Origin of the sequence: Zavarzinia sp. (assembly GCF_041650655.1) — a bacterium.
GTDB lineage: Bacteria > Pseudomonadota > Alphaproteobacteria > Zavarziniales > Zavarziniaceae > Zavarzinia.
The window spans coordinates 1-22,952 of the sequence record NZ_JBAZKR010000027.1 but is presented as its reverse complement, the minus strand read 5'-3'; the positions used below and the strand labels follow the sequence as shown (position 1 = coordinate 22,952).

Sequence of the window (22,952 nt, the reverse complement as noted above, 5' to 3'; positions counted from 1 at the left end):
TGTCGGAATTGGGGTGCAAAATACCATATGTTGTAGGCTTGCGCAGCCTAGTCCGGAGGCCACTGAGGCTTCAGGCGGCCGCCGACGCGAATGGGTTCGATCCGCTTGGCGAGGCCCGTGGCATCGTCGGTGTCGACCAGGATGCCGCATACCGTGGCTTCGCCCGTTGCCGGCTCGAAACGGCCGCCCGGGATCTTGCGGGTGAAGCGGGCGATCGGTTCCGCCTTCTGCATGCCGATCACGCTGTCGTAATCGCCGCACATGCCGGCATCGGTCTGATAGGCGGTGCCGCCGGGCAGCACCTGGGCATCCGCCGTCGGCACATGGGAATGGCTGCCCACCACCATGGAAACGCGCCCGTCGAGGACATGGGCCATGGCCATCTTTTCGGACGAGGCTTCGGCATGGACGTCGACAACGATGGCGGAAACGCTGCCGCCCAGGCGCGCCTTGGCCAGTTCCGCCTCGACGCTGGCGAAAGGATCGTCCAGCGGGTCCATGAAGATCCGGCCCATCACGCTGATCACCAGGACCTTGCGGCCGGCCGCGGTCTCGACCGTGGTGGCGCCCCGGCCCGGGGTGGTCGGCGGATAGTTGCGCGGGCGGAGCAGGCGCGGATCGTTGCCGATATAGGCCAGCGTCTCCTTCTGGTCGAAGGAGTGATTGCCGAGGGTGATCACGTCGACGCCGAGGGCGTAGAATTCCTTGGCGATCTGGGCCGTGATGCCGAAGCCGCCGGCGGCATTCTCGCCGTTGACCACGATGAGGTCCGGCTTCAGGCGCGTGCGCACCTCCGGCAGGTGGCGGGCGAGCCCATCCCTGCCGGCCCGGCCGACGACATCACCGAAAAACACAAGCCTCATGAATGGATCCCGATCGTCTCGCGCTCGGTCACGATCCAGTCGAGAGCTGCATCATTGTCCGCGCGCGGCACCGATGCCACTTCCTGCACCGAAAAAGCAAGCCCGATGGCAAGAAGCGACGGATTTGCCGCGCGGAGCAGGGGCAGGGTGCGATCATAGAAGCCGCCGCCCTGGCCGAGCCGCCCGCCCGCCCGGTCGAAACCGATCAGCGGCACCAGGACGACGTCGGGGGTGATTTCGTCCACCGTCGCGGCCGGCACGGGAATGTCGAATTCGCCGGATTCCAGCGCCATGCCCTCGGCCCAGTTGCGGAAGGCGAGGGGGCGGCCGGGCGCCACCACGACCGGCAGGCAGAGGTCGTAGCCGCGCGCCGCCAGTTCCTTCAGGGCGGGCAGGGGGTCGATCTCGCTGCCATGGGCGACATAACCGGCGACGGTCGCCGCCTTGCCGGGCAGGGGCACCTCCGCCAGCCGTTCGGCCAGGGCGCCCGCGGCGCCGTCATGGGCGGCGAAGGCCTGCTTGCGCCGCTCGCGCAGCATCTTGCGCAGGCGGGTCTTTTCGTCGTCGATGTCCATGGGCATGCGCAACGGGGCCTGGGGAAAACAGCCTGGAAGGGTGTGGCGGGACCACCGAAGCCGCTGGCGTTCCGATCCTCTGTGGCCTGCGTCAGCAGGTGGGCGCCATGTTCCCGGACCAGGGTCCGGAAAGGGACAGCTCCCATAGAGTCGTTATTGGCCCCAGGGATTGCAGTGCCTGGCGCACTCAGCAGTACCCGTCACCCCTTCTATGTAGGATGCGGGGCCGCCATTGTCCATGGGCGCCGTGGCGAAGCGCCCGTTCGCCGGATCGGCCCGAAAGTTACATGCTTGCGCGGCGGGGGGGCCGCCCGCAGGAGAAGGGGCGCCGCCAGCGGCGATGTGCTAGACTTCTCATGGGGCAATAAACCGGAGGAGACGGACATGAAACCGGTTGGACTCTGCCTCGTCCTCTGTCTCGGGTTCGTCGTCCCGGCGGGCGGCGCCATGGCCAGCAGCCTCTATCGCATACAGCCGGCGACCACGACGATCGGCTTTTCCGTCGACACTCTCGGCATGTTTACGACCAACGGCAGTTTCACCGCCTTCGACGGCAACCTTTTGCTCGATTTCGAACAGCCGCAGAACAGCCGGGTCGAGGTCCGGGTGGACACGGCCTCGGTGCAGGTCGATTCCGACGAGGCGAAATCCATGCTGTCGTCGTCGGATTATTTCGACCCGCCGCAATTTCCCGTGATGCGCTTCAAGGCGATCTCGGTCGAGCCGGCGGGCGACGGCAAGGTGGCGATCACCGGCGACCTGACGATCCGCGGCGTGACCAGGCCCCAGATCCTCCAGGCCGAGCTCACCGGCCGGCGTTACGACCCGGCGGAGCGGGCCGAAGTGGCCGATTTCGTCGTCTCCGGCACGGTCGACCGCGCCGCTTTCGGCATGGTGGCGGACCAGAGCTTCGTCTCGAAGGAAGTCCAACTCCAGATCAGCGCCCACATCAAGCTGCAGACGGCGGCCGCGGGCAACTGAGGGGTAACGGCCCCCTAGAGGCGCGCCGCGGCGCGGAAGTCGCGCGGGGCCTGGCCGAAACGGCGGCGGAAGTGGCGGGCGAATTGCGCCTGGTCGCCGAAGCCGAAGCGCCGCGCCACTTCGGCCATGGCATCGGCCCGGGCGGGATCGGCCAGCAGGTCGCGCGCGGCGTCGAGCCGGCATTCCCGGATCCATTGCGCCAGCGTCGGCCCGTCGCCGCCGCCGAAGAGATCGTGCAGATAGCGGACCGAGATGCCGCAGGCCGCGGCGATCCGCTCGGCCGAGAGGTCGGGATCGGCGAGGTTGCGCCGGACATGGGCCTCGATCCGCGCCAAATGGCCCTGGCGCACCGCCGATTGCCGGCTGCTCAGGACGCGGACGTCGTCTTCGATGGCGAGGGCCAGGAGGTCGATCAGGCTGCGGCCCACGGCCTCGCGCGTGCGGCCATCGGATGCGCCGAGGCGCGCCGGGGTCAGGCGCACCATGTCGTGCAGCAGGCCGCCGGCGCCCGAGCCCGCCTCCGCCACCAGGCAGTCCAGCCGGTCGATGCCGCGCAGGCGCTGCTTCAGCAGGCGCATCGGCACCTTGAGGACCCAGACTTCGTTCCGGCGCTGCGGCTGGACGAAGAGCGAGGGGCGCTGGCTCCGCTCCAGCAGGCATTGGTTGCGCTTGCAGGTAAGCTCGATCCCGCCCTGGGAATAGGTGATTTCGGAGCGCGTGGCGAAGGAGACCAGCACCGTCTCCTCCCGCTCCGCCGCCAGGTGGCAGCGCTCGCGCCGGTAACGCACGGCGCCCGACGCCATCTGGATGACCGAGGTGCTGCCCATGTCGAAGACGCGGAGTTGGCCCGAAAAGGGCTCCGGCGTCTCGGCTGCCGAGTCGACGGCGAAGAGCGCCGCGCTGACCGCGTCCTGCCAGGGCTCGATCCGGTCGAGGGCTGAAAACGCACGGTTCATGGCCGCCTCTCGCTGCACTGCCGAAAGATCATGCCGGCTGCCGGAATATTTGTCGATTCCGGTACCAGGATTTGCCGATTTCCGCACTTGTTGCGGCGCCGCATTGCCGGTCCCGTCGGCGGGTGCCAGCCTCTCTTTGGAACGAATGTGAATAGCGTCTGGCGAGAGGGCCAAAATGCCGTCCAAGAAATTTCACCTCGGCTGGTTCACCAATTTCGCGACCGACGAATGGAACGGGCCGTTTTCCAATGGTGGCGACCCCTGGAACGGCAAGTTCTACGTCGAAATGGCCCAGGCACTGGAGCGTGCCTGTTTCGACTACATCATGTTCGAGGACAAGCTGGCGATCTCCGAGATCTATGGCGGGACTTCGGAAGCCGTGCTGAAACATGCCATGGGCATGGTGCCGAAGGGCGATCCGGCGCCGCTCGCCGCCCTGATCGCCGGCTCGACCTCGAAGATCGGCGTGGTCGCCACCCTGTCCACGCTGGGCTATCCCCCCTATCTGCTGGCCCGCCTGTGCTCCACGATCGACAGTCTGGCGGAAGGCCGCTTCGGCTGGAACATCGTCACCTCGGCCGAGAATGCGGCGGCACAGAATTTCGGCCTCGACGAGCTGCCGCCGCGCGAACTCCGCTACGACATGGCGCATGAATATCTCGACCTCGTGCTGAAGCTGTTCAATTCCTGGGAGCCGGACGCGGTGGTGCGCGACCGCGAGAGCGGCACCTATGCCGACTTCCGCAAGGTCCACACGATCGATTTCCAGGGCCGCTTCTTCAAGAGCCGGGGGCCGCTCAACTGCGTCCGCTCGCCCCAGGGCGTGCCGGCCCTGATCCAGGCCGGCGCCTCGCCCAAGGGGCGCGACTTCGCCGCCAAATATGCCGATGCGGTGGTCGCGGTCAATCAGGGCACCGCGGCGATGAAGGCGTTCCGCGACGACATCCGCGGCCGCGCCAAGGGGCACGGCCGCAACCCGGACGACGTGAAGATCCTCTATCTCGTCGCCCCCACCCTGGCCGAGACGGTCGAGGAGGCGCAGGCGAAATACGACCGCATGGCGTCGAGCCCGACCTTCCTCGAAATGAACCTCTGCCTGATCTCCTCGATCACCGACATCGACTTCAAGCAGTTCGACCTCGACAAGCCGCTGCCCGGCAAGCTCACCACCAACGGCGAGCAGGGCTCGCTCGACAGTTTCCAGCAATGGGGTTCGGGCAAGACGCTGCGCCAGCTCGTCACCGAAGCCTCGGGCGGTCTCGTCTCCTCGGTGCCGCTGATCGGCACGCCCGAGACGGTGGCCGATCGCATGGGCGAAGTGATGGAAGAAGTGGGTGGCGACGGCTTCCTGATCACCACGCCGCATCTCGGCGTCAACCGGCGCCTGATCCACGAGGTGACGGACGGCCTGGTCCCGGCCCTGCAGCGCCGTGGCCTGGTGCGGACCGAATACACCGGCAAGACGCTGCGCGAGAACCTGCGCGCCTTCTGAGGGCGCGCCGGCCTATTCGGGCTGGCGCATCATGACGACGCGGCGCGGCGGCTCGCCCGAGAGCTTGCCGCGCCACTTGCCGTCAGGCGATTCCGAGAGGCGCAGAACCTGCTCCAGGCCGGCATCGGCCCCGGGCGTGAAGTCGATGGTCACGCCGCTGTCGGTCACCGTGATGTCGGAGATTTCGCCGCTCACCCCGTCGAGGTCGCAGTCCGCGGCGGGCTTGCCGTCGGTGAGCGGCGGGCAGAGGGCGGAAAAGGCGGTGAAACTGCCCGCGGCCTGAACCTCGCCCGCACTCTGCGCGATCGTCAGGGTGACCAGAAGGGTTCCCTTGCCGTCGTCGCTGAGGACGCGCCAGCTGCCGTCCAGCTCCCCCGGCATGTCGAGCGGCAGATCGGGCGGCTGCGGCAGGTCGTCGGTCGCGGGCGGCGGTGCCACGTCGGCCCGGGCCGTCCCGGCCAGCATCAGGGCCGCAGCAGCCAGCGTCGGCGCCAAGCGCATCACGGCACCACGCGGTCGAGCCAGGCGGCCGCGTCGTCCGCCACCTGCTGCCAGCCCGGCTCGCCGATGATCCAATGGCTGAAATCCTCGTAGACGGTGAAGGTGGAACCCGGGTTGTCGCTGTAGCGCGCCGCGATCCGCTTCACCGTGCGCGCCGAATTGACCCGGTCGGCACCGCCGCCGACCGACATCACCGGGCATTTCACCGTCCAGGGCTCGACCCGGCTGGCACGCCGGTAGTCCATGATCGAATGCATGATCTCGAACACGGCGCGGCCCGATTCCGGCACGAAGCGGGCAAAGGTCGCACGGCGTTCCTCGCGCGGCAGGCGGTTCAGCGTGTGATCAGCGGCGATCCGGTAGACCGGATGGATCGGCCCGTTCCAGAACACGCCGAGGGTCGCCACCATGCCGATCGCCGACATGACCTCGAAATCGGTCGAGGGCAGCACGCCCCAGGGCGGGCTCGGCGCCAGCAGGACCAGGGCACGCGCCAGGCCCCGCCCGGCCAGGATCTGGGCGACCAGGCCGCCCATGGAATGGCCGACCAGCACCGGCTTCTCGGGCAATGCCTTGATCTTATGGGCGAGGTCGTCGGCGAAATCGACCAGGCTGGTGTGGCCGAGTTCGGGATGCGGCCTTCCGTGGGGCGGCGTGTCGTGATGCAGGAGGTCTGGGGTATGGCAGCGCCAGCCCTGGGCCGTCATGGCACCGGCCCAGGGCTCCATCGCCCAGCCGCCGGAAAAGGCGCCGTGAATCAGCACCATGTCGCCGCGGGTTTGCGTCATCGACATCTCCTCAAGCGTGGAACAGAGGGGCGAATTCGGACACCACGGTCTCGTAGAGGGCGCGCTTGAAGGGCACGATCAGGGACGGCAGGTGCTGGTGTTCGACCCATTTCCACGACGCGAATTCGGGGTGTTCGGTCTCGATGTCGATGTCGGCGTCGGTTCCTGTGAAACGCATAGCATACCACTTCTGGCGCTGGCCGCGATAACGCCCCTTCCAGACCTTGGGCACCAGTTCGGCGGGCAGGTCGTAGGTCAGCCAGTCGCTGCTCTCGGCGATGATCTCGGCCTTGGTCGTGCCGGTCTCTTCGCCCAGTTCGCGCAGCGCCGCCGCCTCGGGCGTCTCGCCCTCGTCGATGCCGCCCTGGGGCATCTGCCAGGCCTCGACCAGATTGTCCAGCCGCTGGCCGACGAAGACGAGCTTGTCGGCATTGATCAGCATGATGCCGACGCAGGGCCGATAGGGCAGGGAGGCGATATCCATGGTGTTACTCTGGTGTTACGGAAAGGGGGGTCATTCGGCGACCATGGTGTCGGCCAGGGCGCTGACCGGGGCGAGCACCAGGCCCTTGGCGGGGAGGCCGGCGGCCCAGGCGGCGATCCGTTCGATCGAGCCCGGATAGTCGGCGGCGATGCCGATGGCGGCGCCGTTCTGGCGGGCATAGCGCTCGATCTCGGCCAGCCTGGCGTCGACCGCGGCGCGGGTCGGCGTGGCGTCGACGAAGCGGGTCGCGGCGGCGCGCGGCAGGCCCAGGTGGCCGGCGACGGCCGGGATCGCCGACTGGTCGGCGGTGCGGCTGTCCAGGATCATCAGGCCGCGCGCCTTCAGGATGCCGGCGGTTGCCGCGACCGCGGCCGGATCGGCGGTATAGCGCGAGCCCATATAGGTCATCACCCCGACATAGCCGGTGGTGCGCGCCAGCGTCCACTCCAGGCGTGCCGCATTGTCCGCCTCGGGCAGGCTGGTCATCAGTGCCTTGGGGCCGGGATCGCTGGTCGGGAAATCGACCGGCTCCATCGGCACCAGGAGCAGGAATTCGTGGCCGGCCGCGCGCGTCCTGGCCGCCCAGTCGTCCAGGTTCCGGGCATAGGGCGTGAAGGCCAGGGTGACATCCGGCGGCAGCTTGGCGATCGCCTCCGCCGTGGTCGATTCGCGAAGCCCGAGCCCGGCCACCACGATGGCGATCCGTGGCCTTGCCGTGATGTCGGCGAAGGGCCGGGCATAGACTTTCCAGGGCTGGCGGCCGTCCGGGCCGATCACCGGCAGGTAGCCGTCGCGCCCCTGTTCGACCAGGCGCGGATCGGGCGCCGGCGGCAGGCCGACCCCGCCCGCGGCAGCAGGCTGGGGCGGCGCGGCCGGCGTGGCGGAGGGTGCTGCCGGGGCCGCGTGGGCATCGGGCGTCTCGGCCGCGGGCGGATGAACCGGGGCGGGACTGGCCGGCGGCGTTGCGGCCGGTTGCGGCGCCGGCGCAGGGGCGGGAGACGCGGCGGCCGGGGGAGCCGGCATGGGGGGAGCCGGCATGGCGGGGGCGGAAGGTTCCGCGGCGGGAGGCTCCGGTGTCGGCGGCTCCGGGGCTGGCGGCGGTGCCGAAGCCGGGGCGGCGGCTGGCGGTTCGGCCGGCGCCGGGCTGGCCGGTTCGGCGGTAGAGGGTTCGGTGGGTATCGGGGACGCCGCCACGGGGGGCGGTTCCGTGAGGGCCGGCGGCAGGGCGACGACGACCCGGGTCGGCCCGCCCGGACCGCCGAGGGCGGCCCAGCCGATCAGGCCGCCGAGGGCGGCCAGGGTACCGGCGACGGCATAGGGCAGCAGACTGCGCCGCACCTTCGCGGGGCCGCCCGCACCGGCATCCGCGGTCGCGGTGCCGGATGCGGGCTGGGGCGGGCCGGACTCCGTGGCCATCGCGCCCGCCTCGCCGTCAGTTGGCGATCTTGTCGTCGACCACCTTCAGGCTCGGCAACAGGGCCAGGGCCTGGTTCAGCTGGGCGTCCTTGGCGCGGTCTTCGGGGATTTCCTCGGCACTGCGCGGGCCGCTGTCTTCCGACCCGTTGCCGTCGCCCTGCAGGTGGTTCGGCAGGTCGGCTTCCGAGCGGATCTGGCTCGCGTCCTCGGGCTTGCCGTCGGCCGGGGTCTGGGTCACCACCTTGTCCGGCTCGATGCCCTTGGCCTGGATCGAGCGGCCCGACGGCGTGTAGTAGCGCGCCGTGGTGAGGCGGAGCGCACCCTGGTTGGGCAGCGGGATGATGGTCTGCACCGAGCCCTTGCCGAAGGAGCGCGTGCCCATGATCAGGGCCCGCTTGTGGTCCTGCAGGGCGCCCGCGACGATTTCCGACGCGGAGGCCGAACCGCCGTTGACCAGAACGACGATCGGCTTGCCCGTCATCAGGTCGCCCGGGGTCGCCGAATAGCGCGAAACGTCGTCCGGCCGGCGGCCGCGGGTCGAGACGATCTCGCCCCGGTTCAGGAATTCGTCCGAAACCGCGATCGCCTGGTCGAGCAGGCCGCCCGGGTTGTTGCGCAGGTCGAGGATGATGCCCTGCACCTTGTCGGCGCCGATTTCCTTGGTGACGTCGACGATCGCCTTCTTCACTCCGGCGTCGACCTGTTCGTTGAACTGGGTGACGCGGATGTAGATCGCATTGCCTTCGCGGCGCGAGCGCACGGCGCGGATCTTGATCACGGCGCGGACCAGGGTGACGTCGAAGGGCTTGGCGATGCCGTCGCGCTTGACCGAGACGACGATCTTCGAATCGACCGGGCCGCGCATCTTCTCGACCGCTTCCTGGAGGGTCATGCCGACCACGTCCTTGCCGTCGAGGGCGATGATATAGTCGCCCGTCTTGAGCCCGGCGCGCGAGGCCGGCGTATCGTCGATCGGCGTCACCACCTTGACGAAGCCGTTCTCCATCGTGACCTCGATGCCGAGGCCGCCGAACTCGCCCCTGGTCTGCACCTGCATGTCGGCGAAGGCCTTGGCGTTCATGTAGCTCGAATGCGGGTCGAGGGAGGCGAGCATGCCGTTGATCGCGGCTTCCACCAGCTTCTCGTCCGTCGGCTCGTCGACATAGTCGCTCTTCACCCGTTCGTAGACGTCGCCGAACAGGTTGAGCTGTCGATAGGTCTCGGCCGAAGTTCCGGCCTCGACGTATAGGGGTATGACGGCACCTGCCGCGAAGGCGAGGAGGGCCACGAGTGCTCGATTCATTCGCATCATCCGCTAACCTTAGTCGCACTGGAGGCCAGCCAGGGTGTCAGATCCACCGGCTCCCCATTGTGCCTGAGCTCGACATAAAGAACCGGGCGGGCGCCTTCAACGGCGCCTGCCATCTGACCGACCGGCTCCCCGGCTAAAACCTTCTGCCCGACGGTCACGTCGATCCGCTCCAACCCCGCAAGGAGCAGATGATAGCCATCGCCTTGCGAAAGGATCAAGAGTTGCCCGTAGCCGGTGAAAGGCCCGGCGAAGGCCACGTCCCCGGCCGCGGGCGCGGTTACCTGGGCGGACGGCCGGGTCCTGACGCGGAAGCCGCGCGATGTCAGCCCGTTGGCCTGGCGATCGCCGAAACGGCTGACGATTTCGCCCGCTGCGGGCCAGGCGAGCTTGCCCTTGAGGTTGGCGAATCTGGCCATCACCGGCGGCCGCGCGGGCGACGCGGGGGTGGTCGGTTCGGCCGTTGCCATCGCCTGCTGGCCGGGCGGCTTGGCGGCTTCGAGCGATTCTGCCTCTTCGGCATCGGCCTTGGCGCGGGCGGCGGCCTCGCGCGCTTCCTGCGCGCGCCTTTCGCGTTCGACCGCGGCGATCAGGTCTTCGATCGATTTCGCCTTGGCGGCGAGCTGGTCGACCCGCTTGCCTTCGCTCGCGGCCTGGGCTTCCAGGCGTTTGCCGTCCGCCGCCTTCTGGGCCAGCAGGCGGTCCATCTCGCTCCGTTCGGTCGCGAGCGCAGCCAGGGTCGCATCCAGTTTGTTGCGGTCGGTGGCGAGACGCGCCCGCAGGGTTGCGAGAGTCGAGAGATCATGGGCCAGCGCGGTGGCCCGGCTGCGCAATTCCGGCACCATGTCGCGCAGCACGATTCCGGTATGCGCAATGTCCAGGGCCGACTGCCGGCGCACCATGAGCAGCACCGGCGGCCGGCGCGACAGGCGCGTCAGGGCGCCGAGCAGGCGCGACAGGGCGGCGCGGCGCTCGCCGAGGGCGGCGAGTTTTTCGGCTTCCGAAGCAGAGAGTTCGGCCATGCGCCGTTCCAGCGTGTCGGCTTCCGCCTCGCGGGTGCGGATCGCGGCGGCGCGCTGCACGAGCTGCTCCTTCAGGCGGGCGACTTCGGCGGCCAGGCGGCTCTTTTCCGCCTCCGCCTCGGCCTTGCGGCGGCGCGCCTCTTCGAGTTCGGACTGGACGGCGCGCAGCTTGTCGGGGTCGGCGTCCTGGGCGTGGGCCCGGCCGGCCTGGCAGGTCCAGGTGGCCAGGACGAGGGTCAGGGCAAGGGCGATGGCGGCCTTAGGCGCTGGCACGGCGTTCGGATGCCTGCGCGCCGGCCGCGGCCGTCAGCAGGCTGTGGCCGGTCATCGCTGCCGGCTGCGCCAGTCCCAGGAAGGGCAGCAGGGTCGGCGCGATGTCGGCGAGGCGGCCCGGCTTCAGGGCGAGGGCGCCCTTGGCGTTGAACAGAAGGGCCGGCACCAGGTTGGTGGTATGGGCGGTATAGGCGCCGTGGGTCTCGGGGTCGTACATCTGTTCGATGTTGCCGTGGTCGGCGGTCACCAGCATGACGCCGCCCGCCGTCTGTACGGCATCGGCCAGCCGGCCCAGGCAGGTATCGATGGTCTCGACCGCCTGCACCGCCGCTTCCATCACGCCGGTATGGCCGACCATGTCGGGATTGGCGAAATTGACCACGATCAGGTCGTAGGTCTTGCCTGCGATCGCCTGCAGCAGGCGGTCGGTCACCTCGGTCGCCGACATGGCGGGGGCGAGGTCGTAGGTCGCGACCTTGGGGCTCGGCACCAGGATGCGGTCCTCGCCCTCGAACACGGTTTCCTCGCCGCCGTTGAAGAAGAAGGTGACGTGGGCGTATTTCTCGGTCTCGGCGATGCGGAGCTGCTTCTTGCCCGCCTTGGCGACCACGGCACCCAGGGGATCGTCGACCCGTTCGGCCGGGAAGATCGCCGGGATCAGGGCGTTGAGCTGGCTCGAATATTCGACCATGCCGGCGACACCCGCGAACCTCGGCAGGCGGCCACGGGGGAAGCCGTCGAAAGTGGTGTCGAGCAGGGCGATCAGGATCTCGCGCGCCCGGTCGGCCCGGAAATTGGCCATCACCAGGCCGTCGCCGTCGGCCATGCCGGCGTAAGCGCCGATCACCGCCGGCTTGACGAATTCGTCCGTCACATCGGCCGCGTAGGAGGCTTCGATCGCTTCGCGGGCGCTCGGCGCGGCGACACCCTTGGCCTCGACCAGGGCCTGGTAGGCGAGGCTCACGCGGTCCCAGCGCTTGTCGCGGTCCATGGCGAAATAGCGGCCCGAGACGGTGCCGAAGGACCAGCCGCGCACATCGGCCAGCGCCGCCTCGACCTCGGCCAGGAACTCGAGCGCACTCTTCGGCGGCGTGTCGCGGCCGTCGAGGAAGCCGTGCAGCACGACGTCGACACCATAGGTCGAGGCGATCTTCACCAGGGCGACCATGTGGTCCTGATGCGAATGGACGCCGCCGGGCGAGAGCAGGCCGAGGATATGGAGCTTGCCGCCCTTGGCCTTGGTCGCCTCGATCACCTTCACGAGAACCGCGTTCTCGGCCAGGGTGCCGTCGGCCACCGCCTGGTCGATCCGGGGCAGGTCCTGCATGACGACGCGGCCGCCGCCCAGGTTCATGTGGCCGACTTCGGAATTGCCCATCTGGCCTTCCGGCAGGCCGACCGACAGGCCGGAGGTCTCGATCAGGCTGCGCGGGCAGGTCGCCAGCAGGCGGGAATAATTCGGCGTCCGGGCCTTGGCGATCGCATTGTCCTCGCCGCCTTCGCGCCAGCCCCAGCCGTCGAGGATGCACAGCACCACGGGCTTCTGCGGGGAAACGGAAAGGGGAGCGTCGGTCATGGCCTAACCTTGGAACAGAATATGCGAATGCCTGATTAACTCACGCACGGTGATATGGATGCCCGTCGAGGATGGTGCCGGCACGGTATAGCTGCTCTGCAAGCATGGCACGGACCAGAAGGTGCGGCCATGTCGCAGCGCCGAAGGAATAGCAGAAGGCGGCACTCCTGCGAACTGCGTCGTCGTGACCATCGGCCCCGCCGATCAGGAAGGCGACGCGCTGCTGGCCCCGTTGGCGGAACTGGTCGAGCCGGCCGGCCAGCGCTTCGGACGACAGCACCTCGCCCCGTCCGTCCATGGCGACGACAGTGGCCCCGGCCGGCACGGCGGCCAGCAGCAATTCGCCCTCGCGCTTCTGTCGCGCGGTGCCGGACAGGCGCTTCTCCTCGACCTCGATCATCTCGATCGGCGGCCGCATCCGCCCGGCATAGGTCTCGAACAGCAGGCGCTCCGGGTCCTTGGCGCCGAAGCGGCCGACCGCGACGATGGAGAGCTTCAGGCCCAGCATTCGCGCCCGTCACCTCCTCGTGGAGTGCTCACTCCGCGTCGGGCCGGAAATCGGCCTGCCACATCTTCTCGAGCTTGTAGAAGTCGCGCACTTCGGGACGGAACAGGTGGACGATCACATCGGTGGCGTCGATCAGCACCCAATCCGCCGCCGACTTGCCTTCGAGGCGGCAGGGGCCGAAGCCGGCGCCGTCGACCGCCTTGACCACGTAATCGGCCAGCGCCGTGACCTGGCGGCCGGAACGACCGTTGGCGATCACCATGAAGTCGGCGATCGAGGTCTTGCCGGCGAGATCGATGGTCAGGATCTCTTCCGCCTTGTTGTCGTCCAGCGTCTTCACGATGAGGTCGCACAGCGCCTTGGCCGCGTCGGCGGCTTCCGGCGGCTTCTTCTTCGCCTTGGACTTGCGCGGCTTCTTGCGCTCGGCCTCGAGGTCGACGGTGACCAGCACCGCTTCCGGCTCCGCCTTCTTCAGGCGGACGCGCGTCGGCTTGGCCACGGGCTCGGCCGCGGGTTCTTCCGCCGCGGCCTTCTTGCCGCGCTTCGGTTTCGCCTCGGGCTCGGGGGCGACCTCTTCCGCCTTGGCCTTCTTGGCTCGCTTCGGCTTCGTCTCGGGCTCAGGTTCGGCCTCGGCCTTCTTCTTGGCGCGTTTCGGCTTTTCCACGGGCTCCGGCTCGGCCGCTGCTGCCTTGGGCTTGCGGGCGGTCTTCTTCACCTTCTGGTCTTCGGCGACGGCTGCGGTTTCTTCCGTCTTCTTGTTGCTACGCGGGGCCAGGGTCTTGTCCTCCTAGGGGCGCTGCGCCCGGGCGGCGGCACGAAGGGCCGTCGCCGATGCGGGGTTCAGCTTCATGGTCACGAAGCCCCAGGCCGGGGGCTTGGCGGATTTCAGCAGGCGGCGGGCGTTGCCGTGGTACCGCGCGGCGCCGTAGCGATGCGCGGCCGGTCCACCCAGTGCGGCCAGAGCATAGGTAGGCCGGTCGAAGACGGCAACGGCGACATCGTCGAAAATCCGCTGCCAGTCGCGCCAGCGGTGGATTGTCGCCAGATTGTCGGCCCCCATCAGCCAGACGAAGCGAAGGCGCGGAAAGCGCTGGCGCAGCCGGCGGATGGTCTCGGCCGTATAGACGGTGCCGAGGCGGGTTTCGAGATCGGTCACCACGAGGCGCGGATGGCCGCCCGCCATGGCCCGGGCCGATTCCATGCGGGCTTCGAGCGGCGCCATGTCGGCCGCCGACTTCAGCGGGTTCTGCGGCGACACCAGCCACCAGACATAGTCGAGCCCCAGGTGGCGGATGGCCGCCAGTGCCAGGTCCCGGTGGCCGTCATGCGCCGGGTTGAAGGAGCCACCGAACAGGCCGATGGTCAGCCCGCCGGCAGCCCCCGCCGTGCCGATCCTGCCTTCACGCTGGCGTGGATTTGGGTTCAAGGGCGGATCTGGCCGGTGCCGCGCACCAGATATTTCATCGTGGTGAGCTGTTCTGCCCCGACCGGCCCACGTGCATGCAACCTGCCGGTCGAAATGCCGATCTCCGCGCCGAAGCCGAATTCGCCGCCGTCGGCGAACTGGGTCGAGGCATTGACCATGACGATCGCCGAATCGACGCCGTTCAGGAACTTCTCGGCCGCGATGGGGTCTTCGGTCACGATGGCGTCGGTGTGGTGGCTGCCGTGGCGCTCGACATGGGCGATCGCCTCGTCGACCCCGTCGACCATCTTCATGGCCACGATGGCGTCGAGATATTCGGTGTCCCAATCGGCCGCGATGGCGGGCTTCACCCGCGCATCGACGGCCTGCACCGTCTCGTCGCCGCGGACCTCGCAGCCGGCCTCGATCAAGGTGGTGACCAGGCGGGGCAGCAGGGCGGCCGCCTTGCGGTCTACGAGGACGGTCTCGCTGGCGCCGCAGATGCCGGTCCGCCGCATCTTGGCGTTCTTGACGATCGCCACGGCCTTGTCGGGATCGGCGGCACCATCGACATAGGTGTGGTTGTTGCCGTCGAGATGGGCCAGCACGGGGACCCGTGCCTCGGCCTGGACGCGCGCGACCAGGGACTTGCCGCCGCGCGGCACGATGACGTCGATCAGGTCCTGGGCCGCCAGCAGGGCGCCCACCACGGAACGGTCGGCCACGGGGACCAGCTGCACCGCATCGGCCGGCAGGCCCGCTGTCTCGATGCCGGCGACGAAGGCGGCATGGATGGCGCGGGACGAATTCAGCGCTTCCGAGCCGCCACGCAGGATGACTGCATTGCCGGAGCGCAGGCACAGCGCACCGGCATCCGCCGTCACATTGGGCCGGCTCTCGTAGATGATGCCGATCACGCCGATCGGCACGCGCACGCGCTGGATCACCATGCCGTTGGGCCGGGTCCATTCGGCGGCGACCGTGTTCACCGGATCGGGCAGGGCGGCCACGGTCTCGACCGCCTGGGCGATCCCTTCGATACGGCCGGCGTCGAGCGCCAGGCGGTCGAGCAGGGCCGGCGTCAGGCCGAGCTTGCGGCCGCGTTCGAGATCGATCGCATTGGCTTCCAGGATCGCCGGAGTGGCGGCACGGATCGCGGCGGCGGCGGCCATCAGGCCGGCGGTCTTGGCTTCAGCCGGGAGCTGGGCCAGCTTGCGGCCGGCGGCGCGAGCGCGGCGCGCCATGCCGTCGACCAGGGCCACGGCATCCAATGTCTCGGGGGATTTGCTTGCAGTCGCGTCACGCATGATCGTCACCCGTCGATCGCGAGGTCGTCGCGATGGATCATCTCGTCCCGGCCACGGTAGCCGAGGAGGGTCTCTATTTCACCGGATTTGTGCCCGGCGATGGCGCGGGCATCTTCGGACGAATAGGCGACCAACCCGCGGCCCAGCGCCCGCCCGTCGAGCCCGACCACCATGACGGCGTCGCCCCGGCTGAATTCGCCGTCCACTTCGCGGACCCCGGCGGGCAGCAGGCTCTTGCCCTGGGCCAGCGCCCGTGCCGCGCCCTCGTCGACGATCAGCCGGCCTTTGGGGCTGATGCTGCCGCCGATCCACATCTTGCGCGCCTGGCGCGGGCTCCGCTCGGCCAGGAACCAGGTGCAGCGGGCGCCCTTTTCGAGGGCCGAAATGGGACGCTCCACGTGGCCGGCGCCGATCACCATGCTGCAGCCGGCGGAGAGGGCGATCCGCGCCGCCGCCACCTTGGTGATCATGCCGCCCGAGCCGACGCCGGAGACCGGCTCGCCCGCCATCGCCTCGATCTCCGGCGTGATGCCGTTGACCAGGGGCAGGTGCTTCGCGTCGGGATCGGTGTTCGGATTGGCGGTATAGAGGCCGTCGATGTCCGAGAGCAGGATCAGGCAGTCGGCCGAAGCGAGTTCGGCGACGCGGGCCGCCAGGCGGTCGTTGTCGCCGTAGCGGATTTCGGAGGTGGCGACCGTGTCGTTCTCGTTGATCACCGGCACGGCGCCGAGGCCGAGCAGGGTCGCCATGGTGGAGCGGCCGTTCAGGTAACGCCGGCGGTTCTCGGTATCGTCCAGCGTCAGCAGGATCTGCGCGGTCGAAAGACCGTGGCCGGCCAGCACTTCCTGCCAGGCATGGGTCAGGCGGATCTGGCCGACGGCCGCCGCCGCCTGGCTCTCTTCCAGGCGGAGGGGGCCCTTGGGCAGGCCCAATTGGCGCCGGCCCAGCGCGATGGCGCCGGAGGAGACGATGACGACATCCTGGCCGCGCGCCTTGGCGGCGGCGACATCGTCGGCCACGCCTTCGAGCCATTGGCGGCGCAGCTTGCCCGTGGCCGGGTCGACCAGCAGGGCGGAGCCGATCTTGACGACGATGCGCGTCGCCGCCCGCAGGCGGTCGGCGGTGGTGAGGCTCTGGACTTCGGCTTGCAACATGGCGGGTGCCTTGGCGAGGGACGTTCTGAAACGGCGGAGTGCTGGTTTCAGAACGTCACGGTCGCCAGGCCTCCGGCGGGGTGGGCGCGCGGGCCGGGCGGTTTTCCAGGGCGTCCGCCGCGCGGCGTTCGCGAATGGGGCCGATCACGGCGCGCAGCAACTCGGTCACGCCCTGGCCGCTCTGGCCCGAAATCACATGGATCGCCTTCCTGCTGACATGGGCGGAACGGGCGATCGCCTTGGCCTTCTCCTCGATCTCTTCGGGGGAGAGGGCGTCGCATTTGTTGAGGGCGATCACTTCCGGCTTGTCGATCAGGTCGGCGCCATAGGCGCGGAGTTCGCGCCGGATCATGCGATAGGACGCCTGGGGATCCTCCGCCGTGCCGTCGACCAGGTGCAGGAGGACGTTACAGCGTTCCACATGGGCCAGGAATTCGGAGCCGAGGCCGACACCATAGGCCGCACCCTCGATCAGGCCGGGCAGGTCGGCCAGGACGAATTCCTCGCCGTCGACCGCGACCACGCCCAACTGGGGCTTCAGGGTGGTGAAGGGATAGTCGGCGATCTTGGGCCGCGCACGGGAGGTCGCGGCCAGGAAGGTCGACTTGCCGGCATTGGGCAGGCCGATCAGGCCGGCGTCGGCGATCAGTTTCAGGCGCAGGATCAGCGTCATCTCGACGCCTTCCTGGCCGGGATTGGCATGGCGCGGCGCCTGGTTGCCCGGGCCCTTGAAATGGGCGTTGCCGAAGCCGCCGTTGCCGCCCTTGGCGAGCACCACCCGTTCGCCCGGCTTGGTGAAGTCGAAGAGGATGTCTTCCTCGTCCTCGTCCATCACCTGGGTCCCCATGGGGACCTTCAGCACGATGTCGGCGCCGTTCGCCCCGTGGCGGTCCTTGCCCATGCCGTGGACGCCGGTGCCGGCCTTGAAATGCTGCTGGTAGCGGTAATCGAGCAGCGTGTTCAGGTTCTGCACGCATTCGATCACGACGTCGCCGCCGCGGCCGCCGTCGCCGCCGTCCGGGCCGCCGAACTCGATGAATTTCTCGCGCCGGAACGAGACGCAGCCGGCGCCGCCGTTGCCGCTGCGGATATAGATCTTGGCTCGGTCGAGGAATTTCATCTTGTGGTGACCTGAAAAGGAAAGGGGCCCGGCAGCAGGTGCCGGGCCCCTTCCGATCCCGCTACAGCGCCGCGGGCCGAAGAGGCCGCAGCACCATGCGGCCGTTACTCAGCCGCCGCCGGGAGTTCCTCGACCGACACATAGGTGCGGCCGAGCTTGCCGGTGGCGAATTTCACCGTGCCCGGGACCAGCGCGAAAATCGTGTGGTCCTTGCCCAGGCCGACATTGGAGCCCGGGTGGAACTTGGTGCCGCGCTGGCGGATGATGATGTTGCCGGGGATGACGGCTTCGCCGCCGAACTTCTTGACCCCGAGGCGGCGCCCGTCGGAATCGCGACCGTTACGGGACGAACCGCCGGCTTTCTTGTGAGCCATGTTCTGCTCCTGATCCTATGGCCGGGCGCTTCAGGCGACGGCGATGCTGGTGATCTTCAGGACGGTGAGGTCCTGGCGATGGCCGTTCTTGCGGCGCGAATTCTGCCGGCGGCGCTTCTTGAAGACGATCAGCTTCGGGCCGCGGGCCTGGCCGACGATCTCGGCCGTGACGGTGGCGCCGGCAACGACCGGAGCGCCGACGGTGACATTCTCGCCTTCGCCGACCAGCAGCACCGGCAGGGCCACAGTGGCGCCGGCTTCGCCTTCCAGGCGTTCGACGGAGATGACATCGTTCTCGGCGACCTTGTACTGCTTGCCGCCGGTCTTGATAACCGCAAACATAATCCCAGTCCTTCTTGCACGGGCCCCTGTCGCACCTGCGACCAACCCGCTGCCGTCTTTTGCGGCGAGATCCCGGCAGGTTGACCCGCCTGGGACCCAAACATGGTGAACGCGGCGGGCGCACCCGTCGCGAGAGCGCGCACTATAGCGACGGCGAAATCGAAGTCAACGGTCTTCGCCGGCCACGGGGCGCCGGCAACCCCAGGCCGCCAACCGCGCCGCGACCGCCGCCTCGACGAAGTGCCGGGCCGCCTCCGGACCGTAGCCTTCCGCCAGCAGGGCATCGTAATCGGTGAAGCCGTGCCTCGCATAGGCGACCAGGGCGGCCCAGGCGGCGACGGGCGCCGGCGCCGCCCCCATCTGCCGCGAGCCCAGCGCCCGGTCCACGACGGCCGCCCGGTCTTTCTCCGGCAGGGCGGGGGCGAGGATCCTCAGGGCTTGGGCGAGGGCGGCGGCGCGGCGCTGACTCATGGCGCATCATCCCCCCGCATTTTTCCTTTGCAACCGAAACCGGCCTCGGCTATCTCTCCCCGCCTTGACGACCCGATGTCTCGCGGAGAGGTGCCAGAGTGGTCGATCGGGGCGGTCTCGAAAACCGTTGTACCTTCGCGGGTACCGTGGGTTCGAATCCCACCCTCTCCGCCATTCACTTTCCCCTTTGAGACCAATGCCTAACGCCGCCTCGGCGGTGCCCGGCAAGCGCCCGGAATGTCGAGGTCTTTCGGCCTGGCTGCGACCGCCGAGACGTCTCTTGGCCCGACCAGGCAGCCGCAATTCCATGATGCTGTGGCCTTCGTCTCTGCTGGGGATTTCGCCAGTACTCTTTCCATTTCGCAAAGGGACCGGCCGGTTCGCCCGACAATATGCCCGCCACCTGCGGCCGGCGAACCGGTGTCCGCGGACCTTGCCAAAAGCTTCAGTGGACTTGCCCACCGTCTAGCACCTTCCTTGCCGGGCGGTGTGGAGGTGTCGATGGACGAGGCCAGGCGGGACCAGATCAACGAGCACTTCGCCCAAGCGACCGGCCTGCTCGAAGACGCGCATGAGATCGCTGTGGCCGGTCAGTCCAATCGCGCAAGCCAGGAAGACCTGACGGCATATGCGAAGGCCCTGCGACTGGCCGTCGACAGGGCCTCGGCAATGGTCTCGGTGATCGAAGGGCTGGCTGATGGAACGCATCCGATAGAGGCCGTGGCAGACACCTCCAGTGTTTCATGGCCAGGGGGCGGCCCTGAGACGACCGCCGCCTCGCCTTGGTTTGTCAGCGAACCTTGGTGCCGCCCGGGCCGTAAGCCTCCATCCATTCATTTTGGAATTGGCAAGCGATGTGGTGGCGCTCCTCGCTCATCATTGACGGAAGGACGATAAGGCCCATTGAGCTGGTGTTGCTGTCGTCGAAGCGATTGCGGTATTTGTCGAGCAGGCGTGCGACCCTGACGTCACCGTTCAGCTGCAGCGGGTTCAAGATATGCAGTAGCAGAAGGAGCGTCGTCAGCCTCTTGGTCTTGCCGTCTGCTGTAATCTTGTGGATCTCGGTGGATAAATTCCGAACGATGTCCGCGTGAGTGGACGGGCGTTCGGATTGGTGTTTCTGGTCACTGGGGCTGGTCATGCACCACCCCTCGATCTCCAGGGCGGGGAATTTCATCCGATCGTCCAGTCGCTTGTCGTCCTCGCTACGGTGTTTCAGGTAATGGGCCTTGGCGGTGGCGATGTCTTGCCGGGACCAGGGGGGTAGACCCATGAAGCGTGCCAACCACACCCCCATATTGAAGGGAATGTCGTCCGACGGGATGACGACAACCTCGCCCCCCGTTTCAAAGGCCGGGAAGGCGCCATGGCGATCGAATTGGTCGAGCAGATAGGCGAGTTCCTTGAGCCCGCCGGCCATCGCCTTGCTCAGCATCTTGCGGAGCGCGATTTCCGTGGGCGCCATCATGATCGTCCGCCCGCCCTTGACGATCTTGACCGGGGCGTTCAGCAGGGTCTGGAGTTCGGCCCCGTCTCCCTGTGCCTTCCGGGGGCGGCCGCGAGGATTGCCCGATCGCCCCTTCTGAAACTGCGAATGCCTGGGCGGCTTGCCGTAGCCGACCCGATCGTCTCCGCTATCTTGGGTCATGCTGCCACCTCCGCCGCTGCGCGTTCGGTGGCCACTTCGGCAAAGACCTTGCCGGTCGCTTCCAGCACGGCATCGAGCCGGCAGACCTTCTTCAGGCGCCGGATAATCACGTCGCAATAAAGCGGGTCGATCTCGATCCCGAACCCCCGCCGCCCGGTCTTGGCCGCGGCGACCAGGGTGGTCCCAGAGCCGGCGAAGGCGTCGAGCACGATGCCGCCGCGCCGGGAACAGTCGCGGATGGCGTCGGCCACCAGGGCCACTGGCTTCACCGTCGGGTGCAGGGCGAGGTCGTCCCGTCCTGCCCCGAAACTGTTGACGCCCGGATGCTGCCAGACATTGGTGCGGTAGCGGCCATGCCGGCCGAGTTCGACATTGTTGATGTGGGGCACCTTGCCAGCCTTATAGACGAAGACCAACTCATGCTTCGAACGATAGAGCGAGCCCATGCCGTCATTGTTCTTGGCCCAGACGCAGAGGTTCTTCAACTCGGCATAGGCAACGCCACCGGCCGCCAACATCTCGCCCCTATGGCACCAATCGATGCAGAGGAAATGGATCGCGCCGTCGACCGAGGCTAGGACCAACTGCTCGAAAAACCCCGGTGAGGAAGGCGGTGAATTCGGCCGGGGTCATCTCAAGCCATGGCGAATTCTCGATGCTGGGTCGCCCCCAGGCCGCAGACATGGCGGTTGATGGGCACATTGTAGGGCGGGTCGGTGAAGACCATCTGGGCCCGCTCTTCGCCCAGCAGGCGGGCATAGGTTATCCGCTGGCGGTGGCGCAGGGCTGGACCGGCGGGACGATCACGGCGTCGGACCAGATCCACAATTGCATCCTGGCGGTCTATCAGGCACAGCGGTTGGCGGCCACGATCCTGCTGGCCGAATATCTCCTTGAAGAGGGGCCCGGGGACGATCACGTCAACAATGCCCTGGTGCAGATCCAGCGTCCGGAATGGGGCAGTTGGCAGACCCTGCTCGGCAAGTTGAATGACTATTTCGCCCGCAAGGACAAGGCAGATCGGCGCTTCCCGAGCCTCATGGATGGTTACGCCGCCCTGAAGGCGGAAGGGCGGAAAGATTGTGTGCTCCCGCCGGGTCTGGCGGCGGCGGTCGGCCAAGTGAAGGCGGCCAGCCGGTTTCATTTCCAGGCCGCGGGCCGAGGTGCCGGCCAGGACAGCCGGACGGACAAGGTGATCCAGGCGCTGCGCAATGCCAGGGCGCATTTCGGTGCCGGCGCGACCCGCGACGAAGAAACGGCGCGGCAGGACGAAGCACTGGTGCCGGCGGTACGCTTGGTCGCCTCCCATGTCTGCCGCACCCTCCTGCCGCCTGGATCGGTGATCGTCCAGGCCCGGCTGACACCGCCCGACGACCAAGCGCCGGCGGGCGACGATGTCGTCACGCTGGCCGGCTATGACCTCGAGCGCATCCAACGGACGGTGGTTTAGGCCGCTCCCGACCGGGCTTGGGCGCTTCAGGGCACTGGCGTCCTGGCCTATTCGCAGGAGGCCAAGGCGGCGATCCCCCTCTATCCGCTGCATCTGCCCATCCGGGACGAGATCGAGAGCGTTGCGGACGAAAGGGACGAGCCGGCCGGTATCCTTGATGGTTACACGAGCAAGTCGGTGCGCATCATGGGGGTTCGGCGCATCGTTTGGCACAGCATCCATCGCCCGGAATTGATGCGCCAACTCCGAAACAAGGGCTTCAAGCTCGAGAACGACCGCAACACCCTGAAACCCTGGACAGCGGCGCAATGGACTGGCTTCGAAGCCCGTCACACGCTCGCCCAGTTGCGTGGCGTGAAATGGTTTCCCCAAACCTATGTCGAGCGGGCGGAAGTCGATCCGAGGCTGGCCGCGGCTTTGCAGTCGGACGGGCCGCGGGCGGTGCTGATTCTGGGCGATGCCGGCCTCGGCAAGAGCAGCCTGATCGCCAAGCTCGTCGATGGCCTGCTGTCCGGCAAGGGCGAGGACGACACGGTCGACGCGGTGATCCGGACGGGTCCACTCCCTTTCCGGCCCTGACCGAAGCCTTGTCCCTGCTGGTCCGCCGCCTCAAGCGCCCGGAATGTCGAGGTCTTTCGGCTTGGCTGCGACCGCCGAGACGTCTCTTGGCCCGACCAGGCAGCCGCAATTCCATGATGCTGTGGCCTTCGTCTCTGCTGGGGATTTCGCCAGTGCTCTTTCCACTGTTATTCGGCGTGGAAGATTGGCTCTGACGCAGTTTTGATGATCCCTCGGTCAAGTAGCGCCGATTACCCGAGCCTGCAGCAAATCCAGGCTGCCCCTGCCGTACATCTGCGCTTTACGAGTTGGAGCTTGGTGATCTGGCCCTCGGTCTGGCCGTTCGACCAGGGCGACGTGATCGCCGCGCTGACCGCGG

Annotated in this window: 25 protein-coding genes, 1 tRNA gene and 1 other RNA gene; 5 read left to right on the top strand and 22 right to left on the bottom strand. The window is 68.1% G+C overall.

Going from position 1 to position 22,952, the window contains the following annotated elements:
- Positions 1 to 47: 47 nt before the first annotated feature.
- The 3 genes from WC493_RS08265 to ssrS form a co-directional block, all read right to left on the bottom strand.
- The gene (locus WC493_RS08265) at positions 48 to 863 is read right to left on the bottom strand and encodes a YmdB family metallophosphoesterase (RefSeq protein WP_373064445.1); all 816 of its coding nucleotides are present in this window, start codon (positions 861 to 863) and stop codon (positions 48 to 50) included.
- On the bottom strand, positions 860 to 1,438 hold the full coding sequence (locus WC493_RS08260) for a 5-formyltetrahydrofolate cyclo-ligase (protein WP_373064443.1): 579 nt from the start codon (positions 1,436 to 1,438) through the stop codon (positions 860 to 862). Before WC493_RS08260 ends, WC493_RS08265 begins: the two co-directional genes overlap by 4 nt.
- Positions 1,439 to 1,482: 44 nt before the next feature.
- Positions 1,483 to 1,638, bottom strand: a non-coding RNA gene (gene ssrS / locus WC493_RS08255) — 6S RNA.
- A 184-nt stretch (positions 1,639 to 1,822) separates the two neighbouring features.
- Between ssrS and WC493_RS08250 the strand changes: the two genes are divergently transcribed.
- On the top strand, positions 1,823 to 2,419 hold the full coding sequence (locus WC493_RS08250) for a YceI family protein (RefSeq protein ID WP_373064441.1): 597 nt from the start codon (positions 1,823 to 1,825) through the stop codon (positions 2,417 to 2,419).
- A gap of 14 nt (positions 2,420 to 2,433) precedes the next feature.
- Here the strand turns inward: WC493_RS08250 and WC493_RS08245 are convergent, their stop codons facing one another.
- Positions 2,434 to 3,375: a helix-turn-helix domain-containing protein gene (locus WC493_RS08245; protein ID WP_373064439.1), complete on the bottom strand. Its 942-nt coding sequence runs from the start codon at positions 3,373 to 3,375 to the stop codon at positions 2,434 to 2,436.
- A 175-nt stretch (positions 3,376 to 3,550) separates the two neighbouring features.
- Between WC493_RS08245 and WC493_RS08240 the strand changes: the two genes are divergently transcribed.
- On the top strand, positions 3,551 to 4,867 hold the full coding sequence (locus WC493_RS08240) for an NtaA/DmoA family FMN-dependent monooxygenase (protein ID WP_373064437.1): 1,317 nt from the start codon (positions 3,551 to 3,553) through the stop codon (positions 4,865 to 4,867).
- 12 nt (positions 4,868 to 4,879) lie between these two features.
- Here the strand turns inward: WC493_RS08240 and WC493_RS08235 are convergent, their stop codons facing one another.
- The 16 genes from WC493_RS08235 to WC493_RS08160 all read right to left on the bottom strand — a co-directional run bounded on the left by WC493_RS08235 (position 4,880) and on the right by WC493_RS08160 (position 18,917).
- Positions 4,880 to 5,368 carry a hypothetical protein gene (locus WC493_RS08235; protein WP_373064435.1) on the bottom strand — a complete coding sequence of 163 codons (489 nt, stop codon included), beginning with the start codon at positions 5,366 to 5,368 and terminating at the stop codon, positions 4,880 to 4,882.
- A complete protein-coding gene (locus tag WC493_RS08230; protein ID WP_373064433.1) occupies positions 5,368 to 6,156 on the bottom strand; it encodes an alpha/beta hydrolase in 789 nt (262 codons plus the stop codon). Before WC493_RS08230 ends, WC493_RS08235 begins: the two co-directional genes overlap by 1 nt.
- Positions 6,157 to 6,166: 10 nt before the next feature.
- Positions 6,167 to 6,640 (bottom strand): RNA pyrophosphohydrolase, encoded by a 474-nt coding sequence (locus tag WC493_RS08225; protein ID WP_373064431.1) that lies wholly within the window; start codon positions 6,638 to 6,640, stop codon positions 6,167 to 6,169.
- A 30-nt stretch (positions 6,641 to 6,670) separates the two neighbouring features.
- Positions 6,671 to 8,056 carry a divergent polysaccharide deacetylase family protein gene (locus tag WC493_RS08220; RefSeq protein WP_373064430.1) on the bottom strand — a complete coding sequence of 462 codons (1,386 nt, stop codon included), beginning with the start codon at positions 8,054 to 8,056 and terminating at the stop codon, positions 6,671 to 6,673.
- 16 nt (positions 8,057 to 8,072) lie between these two features.
- Positions 8,073 to 9,359: a S41 family peptidase gene (locus WC493_RS08215; protein ID WP_373064428.1), complete on the bottom strand. Its 1,287-nt coding sequence runs from the start codon at positions 9,357 to 9,359 to the stop codon at positions 8,073 to 8,075.
- Positions 9,360 to 9,364: 5 nt separating this feature from the next.
- Positions 9,365 to 10,660: a murein hydrolase activator EnvC gene (locus tag WC493_RS08210; protein ID WP_373064426.1), complete on the bottom strand. Its 1,296-nt coding sequence runs from the start codon at positions 10,658 to 10,660 to the stop codon at positions 9,365 to 9,367.
- Complete coding sequence (gene gpmI / locus WC493_RS08205) at positions 10,647 to 12,236, bottom strand: 2,3-bisphosphoglycerate-independent phosphoglycerate mutase (protein WP_373064424.1); 1,590 nt, start codon at positions 12,234 to 12,236, stop codon at positions 10,647 to 10,649. The genes WC493_RS08210 and gpmI overlap by 14 nt, the downstream gene beginning before the upstream one ends.
- Positions 12,237 to 12,276: 40 nt before the next feature.
- Complete coding sequence (locus WC493_RS08200) at positions 12,277 to 12,744, bottom strand: 23S rRNA (pseudouridine(1915)-N(3))-methyltransferase RlmH (protein ID WP_373064422.1); 468 nt, start codon at positions 12,742 to 12,744, stop codon at positions 12,277 to 12,279.
- 28 nt (positions 12,745 to 12,772) lie between these two features.
- A complete protein-coding gene (rsfS, locus tag WC493_RS08195; protein WP_373064420.1) occupies positions 12,773 to 13,459 on the bottom strand; it encodes a ribosome silencing factor in 687 nt (228 codons plus the stop codon).
- A 72-nt stretch (positions 13,460 to 13,531) separates the two neighbouring features.
- On the bottom strand, positions 13,532 to 14,170 hold the full coding sequence (locus WC493_RS08190) for a nicotinate-nucleotide adenylyltransferase (RefSeq protein WP_373064418.1): 639 nt from the start codon (positions 14,168 to 14,170) through the stop codon (positions 13,532 to 13,534).
- The gene (locus tag WC493_RS08185) at positions 14,167 to 15,456 is read right to left on the bottom strand and encodes a glutamate-5-semialdehyde dehydrogenase (RefSeq protein WP_373064416.1); all 1,290 of its coding nucleotides are present in this window, start codon (positions 15,454 to 15,456) and stop codon (positions 14,167 to 14,169) included. The genes WC493_RS08190 and WC493_RS08185 overlap by 4 nt, the downstream gene beginning before the upstream one ends.
- Positions 15,457 to 15,461: 5 nt before the next feature.
- On the bottom strand, positions 15,462 to 16,610 hold the full coding sequence (proB, locus tag WC493_RS08180; RefSeq protein ID WP_373064414.1) for a glutamate 5-kinase: 1,149 nt from the start codon (positions 16,608 to 16,610) through the stop codon (positions 15,462 to 15,464).
- A gap of 55 nt (positions 16,611 to 16,665) precedes the next feature.
- Positions 16,666 to 17,730 carry a GTPase ObgE gene (gene obgE, locus WC493_RS08175; protein WP_373064412.1) on the bottom strand — a complete coding sequence of 355 codons (1,065 nt, stop codon included), beginning with the start codon at positions 17,728 to 17,730 and terminating at the stop codon, positions 16,666 to 16,668.
- A gap of 104 nt (positions 17,731 to 17,834) precedes the next feature.
- Positions 17,835 to 18,104, bottom strand: coding sequence for a 50S ribosomal protein L27 (gene rpmA, locus WC493_RS08170; RefSeq protein ID WP_373064410.1), 270 nt, complete (start codon positions 18,102 to 18,104; stop codon positions 17,835 to 17,837).
- 30 nt (positions 18,105 to 18,134) lie between these two features.
- Entirely contained in the window at positions 18,135 to 18,446 is a 312-nt protein-coding gene (gene rplU / locus WC493_RS08165) for a 50S ribosomal protein L21 (protein ID WP_373064408.1), read from the bottom strand.
- A gap of 165 nt (positions 18,447 to 18,611) precedes the next feature.
- Positions 18,612 to 18,917, bottom strand: coding sequence for a DUF2293 domain-containing protein (locus WC493_RS08160; RefSeq protein WP_373064406.1), 306 nt, complete (start codon positions 18,915 to 18,917; stop codon positions 18,612 to 18,614).
- An 84-nt stretch (positions 18,918 to 19,001) separates the two neighbouring features.
- Between WC493_RS08160 and WC493_RS08155 the strand changes: the two genes are divergently transcribed.
- Positions 19,002 to 19,091, top strand: a tRNA-Ser gene (locus WC493_RS08155).
- A 616-nt stretch (positions 19,092 to 19,707) separates the two neighbouring features.
- Here the strand turns inward: WC493_RS08155 and WC493_RS08150 are convergent.
- Together WC493_RS08150 and WC493_RS08145 are read right to left on the bottom strand one after the other, a co-directional pair.
- Complete coding sequence (locus tag WC493_RS08150) at positions 19,708 to 20,565, bottom strand: DUF5681 domain-containing protein (protein ID WP_373064404.1); 858 nt, start codon at positions 20,563 to 20,565, stop codon at positions 19,708 to 19,710.
- Entirely contained in the window at positions 20,562 to 21,149 is a 588-nt protein-coding gene (locus WC493_RS08145) for a site-specific DNA-methyltransferase (protein ID WP_373064402.1), read from the bottom strand. Before WC493_RS08145 ends, WC493_RS08150 begins: the two co-directional genes overlap by 4 nt.
- A 98-nt stretch (positions 21,150 to 21,247) precedes the next feature.
- On the opposite strand from WC493_RS08145, the gene WC493_RS08140 reads away from it, so the two are divergent.
- Positions 21,248 to 22,015, top strand: a complete 768-nt coding sequence (locus WC493_RS08140; protein ID WP_373064400.1) for a hypothetical protein — start codon at positions 21,248 to 21,250, stop codon at positions 22,013 to 22,015.
- A gap of 177 nt (positions 22,016 to 22,192) precedes the next feature.
- Positions 22,193 to 22,594, top strand: a complete 402-nt coding sequence (locus WC493_RS08135) for a hypothetical protein (RefSeq protein ID WP_373064398.1) — start codon at positions 22,193 to 22,195, stop codon at positions 22,592 to 22,594.
- The last annotated feature ends 358 nt before the right edge of the window (positions 22,595 to 22,952 follow it).